Here is a 15,373-nt window from a genome sequence, read left to right as displayed (position 1 = left end):
ATATGAATAGAAATGGTGATTCAAACAACAACAAAAACGACAGCAAAGAACAGCATGGTGATCAGTGCAATTATTACTGATCGACTATTACGCATATAACAAAGGGTGAATGAGCCGGATTCCGCACTTGGGCCGTGCTAGAATTTACAGCTGCATGCTATGCCTTATGCCCCTGATGGAGGCTGTAAAAGCTTTTTAAGTCTGTCATTAACGTTAGCTTTGTGGGCCGCATTAATATTCAATTTGAAAGAAACTGTGTCGAAAATATCTCTTCCTTCCAAACTCATCATAGCATCGCGAGAAAGTCCACTGGCTATGTGGCAAGCGGAACATGTGCGCGATAGATTAGCTGCATTATATCCACAGTGCAAGATAACTATTCTCGGTATGACGACGCGCGGAGATCAAATTCTTGATCGGACCTTATCCAAGGTCGGCGGCAAAGGCTTGTTTGTGAAAGAGCTGGAAGTGGCGATGGAAGAAAATCGTGCTGATCTGGCGGTACATTCGCTCAAAGATATGCCGATGGAGTTGCCTGAAGGTTTTACGCTTGCGGCAGTATTGGAGCGAGAAGATCCGCGCGATGCTTTCGTTTCGAATACCTACGCGTCACTTGCCGCATTGCCAGTTGGTGCGATTGTTGGCACTAGCAGTTTGCGTCGGCAGGCCTTGATTGCCGCACGTTTTCCTCATCTGATCATCAAGCCGCTGCGCGGAAATTTAGGAACGCGCTTAGGCAAACTGGATAAGGGTGAATATGATGCGATTATTTTGGCTGCGGCGGGTTTGAAACGCTTAGGCTTGCATGAGCGGATAAAAGCGTTGATTGAGCCAGAACAAAGTTTGCCAGCCCCCGGGCAGGGAGCGATGGGAATAGAAATTTGCAGCACACGTGACGATGTATTGAGGATGTTGGCGCCCTTAAATCATCCTGCGACCAACGCCGCTGTGACGGCCGAGCGTACTCTGTCACGTGCTTTTGGCGGCAGTTGCCAGATTCCGCTTGCTGCTTTTGCAACAATCACAGGCGATACTATGCGTTTGCGTGGCATGATCGCGACGCCTGATGGTTTGCGCGTTGCCAGCGCAGATATCAGCGGGCCAGCAGATGCCCCCGAAAAATTAGGCGAGCAAATGGCGGAACAATTACGTTTGCAAGATGCCGAAGCTATTTTGGTTTCATGTAAACAAGAAGGGTAAAGCATTGCAACAACCACCTGCATTACCAGCTATCGTTATCACCCGGCCACAAGCGCAAGCGCAGAGATTGGCGCAACAAATCATCGCGCGTGGCCGGGAAGCTATTATTTTTCCTCTGTTAGAAATATATCCGCTCAGAGGTGAGGTTGAACTTGCTGAACTTTGCACCATAATGGCGCAGTTGGATCACTATGCAATGGTGGTGTTTGTCAGTCCTAATGCCATTCATGCGACTTTTCAACACATTGTGCAATGGCCGAAGCATGTTGATATTGGCATTGTAGGCGAGGGCAGTCGCGCCGCTTTGGCTGAGCATGGCGTGACAAATGAGAATGCGAAGATTTTCAGTCCCCCTGATCTGACTAAAACGGACTCTGAAGGTTTGCTGCAAGTACTTGATCTCAATAGTTTGCGTGGTGAGCGGGTATTAATAGTACGCGGTGATGGTGGCAGAGAGTTATTGTCAGATCAACTGCGTGCAGCGGGAGTCAATCTAAGCACAATTACGGCTTATCGCCGTCAGGCGCCAGTGATGACTGTTGCGCTGAAAAAGCAATTGCGTGAATTGCTTGATGCCGACAATGTATGGGTGCTGACTAGTTCGGAAGCGTTACGTAATCTTCTGGACATGGTGCAGCAACTTGAAAATTCCATTGAAAGCGCAATCAATAGCGACATTAATGTTGCAAAAATCCAACGAAAAAAAATCGTGGTGTCGCATACGCGTATTGCAGAAACAGCGCATCAATGTGGATTTACCGATATTACTCTGACCGGCTCAGGGGACGAACGACTACTCGACGCGTTACAATTGTGACTATGACTTCATCACAACCTACTCCGACTCCGCCAGATGCACAGCAGCCGACTGTTGGTTCTACTGCAGCATCTCCTTCAACTACAGATTCGTCTGCAGGCTCAACGACGGCCTCAAAGGCATCGCAAGCCGTTTTGCAGCCCTATGCCATTGCAGAAAACAAGTCGGGCAAGCAGCTCGGCTTGATTTATGTGTTGCTACTAATACTGGCGTGTTTGCTCGCCGCTACATGGTGGACCACGCACAACGAAAATATTAAGTTGCGTACAGAGCTTGCGCAGCGTTTGCAAATTGGCGATAGCAACATTAACGACACTAAAGTGATCGTCAAATCCAGCGAAGAAGCGACCAAAGAATTGCAAGCGAAAGTCGCGGTGCTGGAAAACAAGCAAACCGAATCCCAAAGCCAGCAAGTGGCGCTGACCCAGATGTATCAGGATTTGTCTAAAAATGGCGATGATTGGGCATTGTCGCAAGTCGACGACGTGTTATCGACTGCAAATCAACAGTTGCAGCTTGCTGGCAATGTGCAAGGCGCTTTAATTGCACTGGAAAACGCAGACAAAAATTTAGCGCGCTCGGATAAAGCGCAATTTGTGGCGATCCGTGCTGCGATTGCTCGCGATATTGATCGTTTGAAAGCGTTACCGACGCTGGACGTTACTGGTATTTCGGCGCGTCTGGATAGTTTGATCAGCCAGGTCGATACATTGCCGTTGTTGTCGGATGAAAAACCTGTGGTAACAGCAAATCGTGCTGATATGGTCAATATTAACAAGCAGCCGGTTCATCCTGTTAATCCGCACAAGGCAAACAACAAAGCCGTCAAAGATGTGGGCGTAAATAGCAGCGACGCTGCCAGCACCAATGCCGCTACAGGCACTAATTGGGGTGGCGTATTGAAAGATACATGGCAGAGCTGGAGCACCGAATTCTGGGGACAAATTCGCCAGTTGATCCGGGTGCGCACAGTGGCAACGCCAGATGCACTGATGTTGTCGCCAACGCAGGCTTACTATGTCCACGAAAATCTGAAATTACGCTTGCTAAATGCCAGACTGGGATTGTTGTCACACAATGATGCGGCCTTCCGTAGTGATTTGATTGCATCGCAAGACATTATCACCAACTATTTTGATACCCGCGCCAAGCAAACGCAGACTGCGCAAGCGTTGTTGAAACAGGTACAAGGTAATAATTTGTCGATCAACATGCCAACGCTGGATAGCTTGGCTGCGATTCGTACTTACAAGAATAAGTGATAGGCATATGCGATTTTTTCTTTGGTTGATTGCCATCTTTGCCAGCGCGATCGGTGTCGCGCTCCTGGCACATTTCAATGCTGGCAACGTGGTATTTTTCTATCCACCATATCGGGTTGATTTGTCGCTGAACTTTTTTCTCCTATTGCTGGGTATTCTTTTCATCGCTTTGTATGTTTTATTACGTGTGATTCGGACGGCGCAAAAATTACCTGCAAAAGTGGTGGCCTATCGCCGTCAAAAGCGGGAAGAAAAATCGAATAAAGCATTGCGAGACTCACTCAAATCCTTATTTGAGGGGCGTTATGGTCAAGCGGAAAAAGCCGCCACCCGTGCTGCAGAATCAAATGATAATTTGGGTGTTGCAGCGTTAGTGGCCGCACGCGCTGCTCATCACATGGGGCAACCTGAACGGCGCGACATCTGGCTTTCCAGCATTGAAGATAAAGAGCAGATGAAAACGGCGCGGTTGATGACTACGCTAGATTTGCTAGTGGATGGTCATCAGTCGCAAGCAGCGTTAGTCGCCATAGACGAGCTCAATGCTAACGGCACGCGTCACATACAAGCCCTGCGGTTAGCATTAAAGGCCCATCAAAGGGCTAAAAACTGGCCTGAAGTGCTGCGTTTGGTAAAAACTCTGGATAAGCACAATGCGCTGCATCCTGCGTTGTCCCATCGTCTGCGCGAATTGGCGTACGAAGATCAATTTGCCGATGCGTCACATGATGCTGAAGCGGTTCAACGCTTATGGGCATCGATTCCTGCGGAAGATCGGATTAAGCCGTCGATCACTTTGTGTGCCGCACGTGCATTCAATCAACGCGATATGCAAGATGAGGCACGCGGCATCATCGAAAAATCATTGGCATACGAATGGGATAAACGCTTGATACAAGCCTATCGCGATGCCGCTGCCGCCGAAAATTCAAGTGCCTTGCGTACGCAAATTGAGCGGTGTGAAGCTTGGTTAGAAAAATCGCCCAATGACGCCGAGTTAGCGTTGACTCTTGGTACATTTTGCCTCAATCAGAAATTGTGGGGTAAAGCACAGCGTCATTTGGAGCAAGCTTTGTCAGATGCTCACGAACCGCGAATTATTCGTGAAGCGCATTTGAAATTAGGTCAATTGCACGAAGCATTAGAGCAAAATGAACAAGCTGCAGAGCACTATCGCCAATGCGCGTTGGCGACGACGCTGTCATGATGTGCTAGGTCGGGCACTGCTTTTCGTGCCCACCTCCAATAACCGAAGTTGTCGAAATTAGCTAATCTGCCTAACGCATTTTGTTAGGCGAGATTTTTGCCTAGCGCAATGCATCGCATGCCATTTCCCCTTAGATGTTTTCAACGCTTCTTGCTTTAACACATGCCGATGTTGAGTTTGAAAGCAAGATACGGAGTGTTTTACTATCTTGTGGTTGATAAACTTTTTAGCCAAGGTATCGAATATCTTTTCCTCTATACTTCCGCAGGCAGGTTGACGCAGGCCATATAACAATTAACTCACATTATAAAAATGCAAATCGCTGAACTCTTACTATTAGCCGCAATTTGGGGTGCTTCGTTTTTGTTTATGCGAATTGCAACGCCTGAATTTGGTCCGATTGCGTTAATTACATTACGAGTTGGTATTGCGGCTTTGGTATTGCTGCCAATGCTCCGTACAGGGGACGCGCGCCAACATTTACGCAATAAAGCGGGACCATTCCTTATCGCCGGTATTTTTAGCTCCGCGCTGCCATTCTGCTTATTCGCTTATTCGACACTCCATCTGAATGCAGGTTTTGATTCCATTCTGAATGCGACTACACCGCTATGGACAGGCGTAATTGCTTTTGTCTGGCTGAAGAAAACCATGAAACGGATGCAGGTTCTTGGTCTGATCATCAGTTTAGTGGGTGTGGTGACCTTGGTTTGGGGGCAAGTTGAGGGGGATATTGCCAGCTCTTTATTGCCGATACTGGCGGTGCTGTTGGCAACGTTGTCCTATGGATTTTCTTCGAATTACACTAAGCAGCATTTGGCCGACGTGCCGTCCGCAGTCGTGGCTGCCGGGAGCCAGCTTTTTGCAACGCTGGTTTTGCTTCCTTTGGTTTTATTTACGTGGCCAAGTGCGCCGATATCGCCGACGGCTTGGTACGCAGCACTAGCCTTGGGTGTGTTTTGTACTGGCGTCGCTTATTTTATTTTCTTTAAATTGATAGCGCAAAAAGGCGCCAGTTATGCTGTATCAGTCACTTTCTTGATACCGATCTTTGGCGTTATGTGGGGAGCAATTTTTCTGGGCGAAAAAATAACGTTAACAATGATAGGTGCTTCCTTGATTATTCTGTTTGGTACGGCATTGTTCACAGAAAAATTGAAATTTTCCCGCGCCTTGCAAGTTTCGTGATTTTATTTGTTTGTTGGTCAACTATTAATAAGCTGATGTAAGAAATTTGTGTGGCATTGCTTGTATTTAGACAAAATATGCTGCCGTTAAATATGGCATAATCAAGGGCTAAACTAACATATAGTGCGCCTTTGCTGGCCTTTTGATCATGCTTAAAACGCTTTACGACAAACTCTGGGAATCCCACGTTGTTCATACTGAAGACGACGGCACCGCGATTCTGTATATAGATCGTCATTTATTACACGAAGTGACCAGTCCTCAGGCTTTTGAAGGTCTGCGCCTGGCTAATCGTGCGCCTTGGCGTAATCAGGCCAATCTGATGGTCGCTGATCACAATGTACCGACCACTGATCGCTCGCACGGCATCGCCGATCCGATTTCACGTTTGCAAGTTGAAACGCTGGATGCCAATGCCAAAAAATATGACTTGACCTATTTCGGCATGAACGATTTGCGTCAGGGTATCGTGCATGTGATTGGGCCTGAGCAGGGAGCGACTTTGCCGGGCATGACGGTTGTTTGTGGCGACTCGCATACTTCTACTCATGGCGCGTTTGGTTGTTTGGCGCATGGTATCGGTACATCTGAAGTCGAGCACGTATTAGCGACACAGACCTTGCTGACCAAAAAGTCCAAATCTATGCTGGTGCAAGTTGATGGCGTGATTCCTGCCGGCGTAACGGCGAAAGATATTGTATTGGCAGTTATTGGTCAGATCGGTACGGCTGGCGGAACCGGATATGCGATTGAATTTGCGGGCACCGCAATACGCGCATTATCGATGGAAGGTCGGATGACTGTGTGTAACATGGCGATCGAAGCCGGCGCGCGCGCGGGCATGATTGCGGTGGATGACACGACTGTGAATTACGTTAAAGGGCGCCCATTCTCGCCAGTCGGCCCACATTGGGAACGTGCTGTCAGCTATTGGCGTACTTTGCACACCGACATCGGTGCTAAATTCGACATGGTAGTGACGCTCAATGCAGCGGAAATCAAACCGCAAGTGACATGGGGTACTTCGCCTGAAATGGTGGTCGCCATTGATGATCGCGTACCTGATCCAGATAAAGAAAAAGACCCTACCAAGCGCGATGGCATGGAAAAAGCGCTGGTGTATATGGGATTGAAGCCAAATACACAGATAGCTGACATTCGCATTGATAAAGTGTTTATCGGTTCTTGTACCAATTCCCGCATTGAGGATTTGCGTGCTGCGGCATCGGTAGTGCGAGGCAAATTCCGCGCTTCCAATGTCAAGTTGGCAATAGTGGTGCCAGGTTCTGGTTTGGTTAAAGAACAAGCGGAACGTGAAGGTTTGGATAAAATTTTTAAAGAAGCTGGTTTTGAATGGCGTGAGCCGGGCTGTTCCATGTGTCTGGCAATGAATGCGGACAGGCTGGAACCGGGTGAGCGTTGCGCGTCAACTTCCAACCGAAATTTTGAAGGGCGTCAAGGCGCTGGCGGTCGTACACATCTGGTTAGCCCGGCAATGGCCGCAGCAGCGGGAATTTTCGGCCACTTCGTCGACGTGCGCGCTCTTTAAATTTGATCATATTCGTCGCCTTCTTTACTTCGTGAAATCATGAAAAAAATTATTTTTGTTTGCATTCTTTCTATAGCGGGAATTTTGCTTGCTGGTTGCAATACCGTGCATGGTTTTGGCCAAGACGTTGCCAAAGTTGGCGACAAAATTCAGGGTAAATAATGAATAAATTTACAGTCTTGGATGGGTTGGTAGCACCGTTGGATAGAGCCAACGTTGATACCGACGCGATCATCCCTAAGCAGTTTTTAAAATCGATTAAACGTACCGGTTTCGGCCCAAATCTGTTTGACGAGTGGCGTTATCTGAATCATGGTGCGCCCGGGATGGATAATACCCATCGTCCATTGAATCCGGATTTCGTCTTGAATCAGGCGCGTTATCAAGGCGCTTCAATTTTATTGACGCGTAAAAATTTTGGTTGCGGTTCGTCGCGTGAGCATGCGCCTTGGGCACTGGATCAATACGGCTTTCGCGCAGTGATTGCGCCTAGTTTTGCTGATATTTTCTTTAACAACTGCTTCAAGAATGGCTTGCTCCCTATCGTGCTGCCGGAAGCGCAAATCGATCGTCTATTCGATGAGGTCAAAGCATTCCCTGGCTACCGTTTGATTGTTGATTTAGAGGCGCAAGTGGTGCGTACTGACAATGGTAGTTTGAGCTATCCATTTGAAGTTGGTGAGTTCCGTAAATACTGTTTGTTAAATGGTTTGGACGATATTGGTCTGACCTTGCGTCAGGCCGACAAGATACGTGCATTCGAAGAAAAACATTTGTTTGAGCAGCCTTGGTTGGCAAACGCGATTTAATTCGTCACTGATGTTGCGCAACAGCGGATTTGTAGCAATGGCCCGATTTGTGATTACGGAACATCAGCCCGTCATTTTTAGATAAGTTGAAACAACATGAAAATTGCAATATTGCCTGGTGATGGCATCGGTCCGGAAATCGTTGAACAAGCAGTAAATGTACTTAACGCGTTAGACGAAAAATTTGAACTTGAAACGGCTGTTGTCGGTGGCGCCGGTTATGCTGCGCATGGTCACCCGCTACCAGACGGCACTTTAAAACTGGCAAAAGAAGCTGATGCCGTTTTGTTCGGCGCTGTCGGCGACTATAAATACGATTCATTAGAGCGTGCGTTGCGTCCGGAGCAAGCGATTTTAGGTTTGCGTAAAAACTTAGGTCTGTTTGCTAATTTACGTCCAGCGATCTTGTATCCTGAGTTGGCGGGCGCATCGACTTTGAAGCCAGAAGTAGTATCTGGCCTGGATATCCTGATTATTCGCGAATTGACTGGTGATATTTATTTTGGACAGCCGCGCGGTGTACGTACATCTCCGGATGGCGCTTTTAAAGGTGAGCGTGAAGGTTTCGATACCATGCGTTATGCGGAAACGGAAATCCGTCGTATCGCTCACGTGGCTTTCCAAACGGCGCAAAAACGCGACAAACGCTTAACTAGCGTGGATAAAGCTAACGTACTGGAAACGTTCCAGTTCTGGCGTGATATTGTTACCGATGTACATCAGGAATACCCGGATGTCGCGTTGGAGCATATGTATGTAGATAACGCGGCGATGCAATTGGTACGTGCACCGAAAAAATTTGATGTAATCGTCACTGGTAATATGTTTGGCGATATTTTGTCTGACGCTGCAGCGATGCTGACCGGTTCGATTGGCATGCTGCCATCGGCGTCATTGGATGCAAATAACAAAGGTTTGTACGAGCCATCGCACGGTTCGGCGCCGGATATTGCGGGTAAAGGTATCGCTAATCCGTTAGCGACAATTTTGTCAGCAGCCATGATGTTGCGCTTCTCGCTGAACAAAGCAGAGCAGGCTGATCGCGTGGAAGCCGCCGTGAAAAAAGTTTTAGCGCAAGGTTTGCGCACCGCAGATATCTTTGAAGCTGGCACTACCAAGGTCAGCACGTCGGAGATGGGAGCAGCAGTGGTAAAAGCACTAGCTAAGTAATCGTCGTAATACAGATTGATGATCGCAGAGGCGATCATCTCCAAATACCCTTTGAGGAAAAATGATGAAACTGGTTGGTTTAGTTGGTTGGCGTGGCATGGTTGGTTCGGTCCTGATGCAGCGTATGCAGGAAGAGGGCGATTTCTCCCATATCGAGCCGGTATTTTTTTCAACTTCCAATACTGGCGGTAAAGCGCCTGCAATGGCGAAAAACGAAACAACGTTAAAAGATGCCAATGATATTGAAGCGTTGAAGAAGTGCGAAATTATTATTACCTGTCAGGGCGGCGACTACACTAGTGAGATTTTTCCTAAGCTGCGTGCAGCTGGCTGGAACGGATATTGGATCGATGCGGCATCGACGTTACGGATGAAAGAGGATGCCATCATCGTTCTTGATCCGGTCAATTTGAACGTCATCAAAGACGGTTTGACACGTGGTGTAAAAAACTACGTCGGTGGCAATTGCACCGTGTCCTGCATGATGATGGGACTGGGCGGGTTGTTTCAGCACGACATGATTGAGTGGATGACATCGATGACTTACCAGGCAGCTTCTGGCGGCGGTGCGCAACATATGCGTGAATTGTTAACGCAATTTGGCTCTATCAATGCGGAAGTCAAGGCGCTGCTGGATGATCCAAAATCAGCGATCTTGGAAATTGATCGTAAAGTATTGAGCAAGCAGCAGAATATGTTGCCGGAGGAAGTCAAGCAGTTCGGTGTTCCATTAGGCGGCAATTTGATTCCGTGGATCGACAAGGATTTGGGCAATGGCCAATCCAAAGAGGAATGGAAAGCTGGTGCGGAAACCAATAAGATTCTCGGTCGCGGACCTGGTTTTAACAATGCCGAAGGGGGAGCAAAAGCGGTTATCCCGATCGATGGTCTCTGCATCCGGATCGGCGCTATGCGCTGCCATTCACAAGCATTGACGATCAAGCTGAAAAAAGATGTGCCGCTGGATGAAATCAACGACATCATTGCGAGTAATAACCAATGGGTCAAAGTGGTACCAAATGAGCGCGAAGCGTCGATGCGCGATTTAACCCCGGCGGCAGTTACTGGCAGCCTGACAATTCCGGTTGGACGCTTGCGTAAATTGGAAATGGGCGGCGATTATTTGTCGGCATTTACAGTTGGCGATCAATTGTTGTGGGGTGCGGCTGAACCGTTGCGTCGCATGCTACGCATCGTTTTGGATAAGTAATAATTGACTTAATAAATAAGCAAACGCAATATTGCCATGCATAGAGAATATTTATAAAAAGTACACCCGCTACGGACTTTATGGTACGTTCATAGCGGGTTTTGTGTTTTTGCAGCCGCAATTTTCGTAGAAATGATAAGTCGATGTTGCTATTTTAAAAATTCTGGAATAGCATTGATGTAGGGCAATATTTTTATACTGATCGACTTGCATAGCATTAAACACGAATTGATTTTCAATAACATCGCCAACGGAATACCTTCCATGTCACAGAACACGTCTAAGTCTCACCACACTACAAATAAGTTCATTTCTAGCGGCTTAAAAACACTTAGTTCCGCCGTTTTGTCTGCGGTGGTACTGATGTCCGGCGCACAAGCAGCAGGTTTCGGGAAATTAACGGTGTTGTCCTCCTTAGGGCAACCGTTGCGAGCAGAAATAGAGTTAACTTCTGTAGCGAAAGACGAAGAAGGGCAATTAACGGCGAAATTGGCTTCTGTTGATGTTTACAAGCAGGCTAATCTTGATTTTAGTCCGGCGTTGATGGCACTGCAGTTCACGGTTGATCAACGTGGTTCGCGTAATTTTATTCGTGTTACATCATCGCAGCCAATGAACGAGCCTGTCGTTGAGGTGTTGGTTGAGTTGGGCGGCACCAAGGCACGGGTAATAAGAGAGTACACGCTGATGCTGGATCCAGCTGAGTCGCGTACTACGCAAAGTGCACAAGTATTCTCTCGGCCAAGCAAAGCCGCAAAATCAGTAGCAGTTGCGCCAGCACCAGCACTGCCGGCGACAACTTCTGGCGTTACTACCACGCCACTCAGCAATTCTGTCGATATTCCTCCCGGCGCGCGTAACGATAGAACGAGCGCATCGTATGTTGCTGAGAAAACAGTTAAAAATAGCACTGCAGCCAATACTACAAAATCGACTGCTAAATCAACGGTAGCTAAGAGTGACGACGCTGCAACAGCAAAATCGGCGAACAGCTATCGCGTGAAGCAAGGTGACACTCTGGCAAGTATTGCCGGCCAAAATCTGTCTGGCAGCATTTCATTGGATCAAATGTTGGTGGCGATGTATCGCAGCAATAAGCAGGCATTCATTGACGGCAACATGAATCGTTTGCGCAGCGGTCAAATTTTATCGATACCGGATGCAGGCAGCGCAAGCAGTATCAACAAAACCGAAGCCAAAGGTCTGGTTCTTGCGCAGTCTAAAGATTTCAAAAATTATCGTAGTACTTTAGCTGCCCAAGTAGCCTCATCCTCAGCGGAAAAGAGTGAGCCATCCAAGCAAAGTGCCGGTGGGAAAATCACAGCAAAAGTGGAAGAAAAAGCCAGCCCGACTGAAGGCGCCAAAGATAAATTAACCTTGTCTCGCTCTGGTGCTACCAATGCTTCAGGTGCAACCGCAGATGCCAAATTAGCGGCAAGCTTAGCGGCAGCCAACGAAGAAAAAGTTGCGCATGAAAGAGCTGCTGCGGATGCAGATGCGAAGATCAAGCTGTTGGAAAAAAATGTCAGCGATTTGCAAAAGGTCCTGGAAGTAAAAAACAAAAATTTAGATGATTTGCAAAAGCAAGCAAGCGCGGTTAAGCCAGTTGCACCGGCTGCCACCGCAGCGCCTGTAGCCGCTGTTGTGGCACCAGTCGCTGCGGCAGTAACTCCAGCCTCAGCAAATACAGCGGCAAGCGCGTCTACTCCGGCCGCAGCGACCGCAACTGATGCAGCTAGTGCTTCCGCTGCTGCTACAGCTGCAGCAGCTAGTTCGACTGCGGTTGCTCCGGCAATAGCTCCAGCTGCGCCGGTCAAGCCAGTAGTGAAACCAAAAGCCGCTCCAGTTGCACCTGCGGAAGCGCCAGGCTTTTTCAGTGGCTTAACTGATAATCCGTTCTTGCTTCCTGCTGCAGGTGTGTTAGCACTGTTACTCGGTGGTCTGGGTATCAGCCGTATTCGTCGCAAGCAACAACTGGCTTTTTTGAATACAAACGGCGATCCGGCAACTAACTCTGCTTTGAAGACAAACTCGTTGTTTGGTTCAACCGGTGGTCAAAGTGTCGATACTAAAAATAGTATTTTTAATTCGAATTTCGTGCCGTCAGTTAGCCATCTCGATACCAACGTTGATCCGGTTGCAGAAGCGGACGTTTACATCGCCTATGGCCGCGATGCGCAAGCCGAAGAAATTTTGAAAGAGGCGTTGCGCAACCAGCCCGGTCGTAATGCTATTCGCGTCAAGTTATTGGAAATCTATGCTGCTCGCAAGGATACACGTGCCTTTGAAGGCCTTGCTACCGAACTGTATAGCCTGACCCACGGTGAAGGTGAAGATTGGCAGCAGGTTGCACTGCTAGGAGCATCTATTGCTCCTGCTAATCCGCTATATGGCAATGCGAATTCAATTGGGACAGCGGTACCAGCAAATCAGCCGGCACACGTTGCTGCGCCAGTCGCGCCGGTCGTTGCAGCCGCAACTGTAGCAGCCGTTGCGCCAGTCATCGCAGCCACGCCAGTGGCGCCAGTGTCGACTGCAGCACAAGAGCCGATATTCGATTTGCCTGTATTGACGGCCAATGGTCCAGCTACCGAGCCGTTTTCTATGCATCATGAGATAGATTTTGATCATGCGGGAAATAGTCGTCCGGCGAGTAATCAAGATACATTGGTGATGCCATTGGCGGCAAATAAGGCAATGTTTGATGCCCTGGACTTTGAGTTGGACTCTAAGCCGTTGCAAGAGACATTGGTCAGCACGCATGATGATTTGCCATCGGATGAAACGGTTGATTTCGCAACGACGACGTTTCCTCATTACCTAGGAACGCAATACAAATATGAGCCGATGCTCAACAACTCTTCCAGAGTGAATGTTGCATCGGTTAAAGCTGATGCACCATCCGTCGTACATGTTGATACCGCAATTCCGACACCACCAGTATCTGGTAATGTTGAATATAAATTGTCAGATGTGAATTTGGATTTGGACTCAGATTCAAAAGTATCACCTGTCGCGGAAGTTGCTCATGCCAGCGCGATCCATTTAGTATCGCCAGCGGTACCAGTGGCGTCGCACGAAGTTGCTAAGGAAGTAACGAGCGATCACCACAATCCTGAGATGGCAACAAAATTGGATCTGGCCGTTGCTTATCAAGAAATTGGCGACACAGATGGCGCGCGTGAATTGTTGGAAGAGGTTGTTAAAGGCGGTAATGCAGAACAATTGGAGAGTGCTAAAGCTTTATTGAGCAAATTGGCATAATTTAATCAACAATCCTTATGCTGGGATTTACATCCTGGCATCTGAATTTCGATGGGCGCGGCATGATGCTTGCGCCCGTTTGCTTTTTTGCGGGCCAATGCAGATAAACTCAAGTATGCTTACGCGTTTTGACAATATGGAGCAGGTGTGAAACGTATCGTTCTCGGCGTGCAATATGACGGCACTCCCTGGCAAGGATGGCAAACACAACCGAGTGGCCAGACAGTTCAGGATAAGCTGGAGTTTGCCTTAGCGAAATTTACCCAAGGCAAAGTGCCTACTATCTGCGCTGGCCGTACTGATGCCGGTGTACATGCGCTGGAACAAGTGGTGCATTTTGATACTGAATTGACGCGTTCATTGTCGTCTTGGGTACGTGGTTTAAATGCTTTTTTGCCGCCATCGATTGCTGTGCGCTGGGCAAGTGAAGTACCGCATGCTGAGGTACCGGATCATGTTGACGGCAATTTGCAATTTCATGCACGCTTTAGCGCCACTGCGCGGACCTATCATTATTTGCTCTATAACCACCCAGTACGCTCCCCAATCTTAGCGAACAAAGTCGGCTGGGCGTTCCGTCCGTTGGATGTAGAGCGCATGCGGGAAGCCGCTCATTACTTTATTGGCACGCATGATTTCTCAGCATTTCGGGCGATTGAATGCCAAGCTGCATCGCCGATTCGTACCATGCATGAAGTAAAAATTGAACAACACGGATCATTAATTGTCTTTACATTACGTGCGAATGCATTTTTGCATCACATGGTGCGTAACATGATTGGTGCGTTGATTTTTGTCGGCAATGGTAAAGAGTCCGCTGCCTGGATAGCTGAGTTGTTAGTACAGCAAGATCGCAGCTTGGCTGCACCAACATTCATGCCGGATGGACTTTATTTGGGTAAAGTGGAGTACGACAAAAAATGGAATCTGCCGCAAGAAGAAAGCAGCGTCTTGCCTTGGCTTTGATTTTTTGTTCTTCTGGTAATAAATGCGCAAGCATGGTGAAATAAACTATATGACACATCGTACCCGTATCAAAATCTGTGGCATAACTCGAGAGCAAGACCTCGCAGAAGCCGTCGCTGCTGGCGCTGATGCTATTGGCTTTGTGTTTTACCCTAAAAGTCCGCGTTATGTTACGCCGCAACGGGCGGCCGAGTTAATTCGCTTATTGCCGCCATTTATCACCGCAGTTGGGTTGTTTGTAAATGCCAGTGCCGACGAGGTTGTGGCAACAGTGCAGCAAGCGCCGCTGTCACTATTGCAATTTCATGGCGATGAAACCGTGGCGCAGTGTGATTCAGCGGCAAATGCCGCTAATCGGCCCTTTATTCGCGCTATGCGGGTAGGAACTGCTACAGTAGCCGATGATTTGATAAAATACGCACATGACTATCGCGCTGGTAGTCGTTTGTTTGCCGGTTTATTGCTTGATACGCTGGTTGATGGTTACGGCGGTAGTGGAAAGGTATTTGATTGGTCTCTCATTCCAAAAGAACTCGCGCCTCAGGTCGTTTTAAGTGGTGGCTTGAGCGTACAAAACGCGACTGACGCGGTGGTGCGCGTACGTCCCTATGCGGTCGATATCAGCAGTGGTGTTGAACAAAGCAAGGGCATTAAAGACGTCGCCAAAATCCGTGCATTTATTGCCGCGGTACGTCAGGCGGATGCGAGTTCAAATTAGGTGTAGAGAGAGT

Annotated in this window: 13 protein-coding genes; all 13 read left to right on the top strand. The window is 48.1% G+C overall.

Annotation, left to right across the window (positions count from 1 at the left end; translation table 11 throughout):
- Nucleotides 1-255: 255 nt before the first annotated feature.
- The 13 genes from hemC (at nucleotide 256) to GEV47_RS01615 (ending at nucleotide 15,360) form a co-directional block, all read left to right on the top strand.
- Entirely contained in the window at nucleotides 256-1,200 is a 945-nt protein-coding gene (gene hemC, locus GEV47_RS01675) for a hydroxymethylbilane synthase (RefSeq protein WP_322741518.1), read from the top strand.
- Nucleotides 1,201-1,204: 4 nt separating this feature from the next.
- Entirely contained in the window at nucleotides 1,205-2,017 is an 813-nt protein-coding gene (locus GEV47_RS01670) for a uroporphyrinogen-III synthase (protein WP_228124522.1), read from the top strand.
- A gap of 2 nt (nucleotides 2,018-2,019) precedes the next feature.
- Nucleotides 2,020-3,279, top strand: a complete 1,260-nt coding sequence (locus tag GEV47_RS01665; RefSeq protein ID WP_153232973.1) for a uroporphyrinogen-III C-methyltransferase — start codon at nucleotides 2,020-2,022, stop codon at nucleotides 3,277-3,279.
- Between the two features lie 7 nt (nucleotides 3,280-3,286).
- Nucleotides 3,287-4,486 carry a heme biosynthesis HemY N-terminal domain-containing protein gene (locus tag GEV47_RS01660; protein ID WP_153232972.1) on the top strand — a complete coding sequence of 400 codons (1,200 nt, stop codon included), beginning with the start codon at nucleotides 3,287-3,289 and terminating at the stop codon, nucleotides 4,484-4,486.
- Nucleotides 4,487-4,798: 312 nt separating this feature from the next.
- Nucleotides 4,799-5,674, top strand: a complete 876-nt coding sequence (locus GEV47_RS01655) for a DMT family transporter (protein ID WP_153232971.1) — start codon at nucleotides 4,799-4,801, stop codon at nucleotides 5,672-5,674.
- A 148-nt stretch (nucleotides 5,675-5,822) separates the two neighbouring features.
- Nucleotides 5,823-7,223 (top strand): 3-isopropylmalate dehydratase large subunit, encoded by a 1,401-nt coding sequence (gene leuC / locus GEV47_RS01650; protein ID WP_153232970.1) that lies wholly within the window; start codon nucleotides 5,823-5,825, stop codon nucleotides 7,221-7,223.
- Between the two features lie 39 nt (nucleotides 7,224-7,262).
- On the top strand, nucleotides 7,263-7,385 hold the full coding sequence (locus GEV47_RS01645; RefSeq protein ID WP_153232969.1) for an entericidin A/B family lipoprotein: 123 nt from the start codon (nucleotides 7,263-7,265) through the stop codon (nucleotides 7,383-7,385).
- Nucleotides 7,385-8,032 carry a 3-isopropylmalate dehydratase small subunit gene (leuD, locus tag GEV47_RS01640; protein ID WP_153232968.1) on the top strand — a complete coding sequence of 216 codons (648 nt, stop codon included), beginning with the start codon at nucleotides 7,385-7,387 and terminating at the stop codon, nucleotides 8,030-8,032. The genes GEV47_RS01645 and leuD overlap by 1 nt, the downstream gene beginning before the upstream one ends.
- A gap of 96 nt (nucleotides 8,033-8,128) precedes the next feature.
- The gene (gene leuB / locus GEV47_RS01635) at nucleotides 8,129-9,202 is read left to right on the top strand and encodes a 3-isopropylmalate dehydrogenase (protein WP_153232967.1); all 1,074 of its coding nucleotides are present in this window, start codon (nucleotides 8,129-8,131) and stop codon (nucleotides 9,200-9,202) included.
- A 64-nt stretch (nucleotides 9,203-9,266) separates the two neighbouring features.
- Complete coding sequence (asd, locus tag GEV47_RS01630) at nucleotides 9,267-10,412, top strand: aspartate-semialdehyde dehydrogenase (RefSeq protein WP_153233740.1); 1,146 nt, start codon at nucleotides 9,267-9,269, stop codon at nucleotides 10,410-10,412.
- Nucleotides 10,413-10,676: 264 nt separating this feature from the next.
- The gene (locus GEV47_RS01625; RefSeq protein WP_228124521.1) at nucleotides 10,677-13,676 is read left to right on the top strand and encodes a FimV/HubP family polar landmark protein; all 3,000 of its coding nucleotides are present in this window, start codon (nucleotides 10,677-10,679) and stop codon (nucleotides 13,674-13,676) included.
- A gap of 147 nt (nucleotides 13,677-13,823) precedes the next feature.
- Nucleotides 13,824-14,642 carry a tRNA pseudouridine(38-40) synthase TruA gene (truA, locus tag GEV47_RS01620; RefSeq protein WP_322741517.1) on the top strand — a complete coding sequence of 273 codons (819 nt, stop codon included), beginning with the start codon at nucleotides 13,824-13,826 and terminating at the stop codon, nucleotides 14,640-14,642.
- 49 nt (nucleotides 14,643-14,691) lie between these two features.
- Nucleotides 14,692-15,360 (top strand): phosphoribosylanthranilate isomerase, encoded by a 669-nt coding sequence (locus GEV47_RS01615; RefSeq protein ID WP_153232966.1) that lies wholly within the window; start codon nucleotides 14,692-14,694, stop codon nucleotides 15,358-15,360.
- Nucleotides 15,361-15,373: the final 13 nt, after the last annotated feature.

The sequence above is a fragment of the Glaciimonas soli genome, from assembly GCF_009497155.1.
Taxonomy (GTDB): Bacteria; Pseudomonadota; Gammaproteobacteria; order Burkholderiales; family Burkholderiaceae_D; genus Glaciimonas; species Glaciimonas soli.
This window is presented reverse-complemented; position numbering and strand designations above follow the sequence as displayed.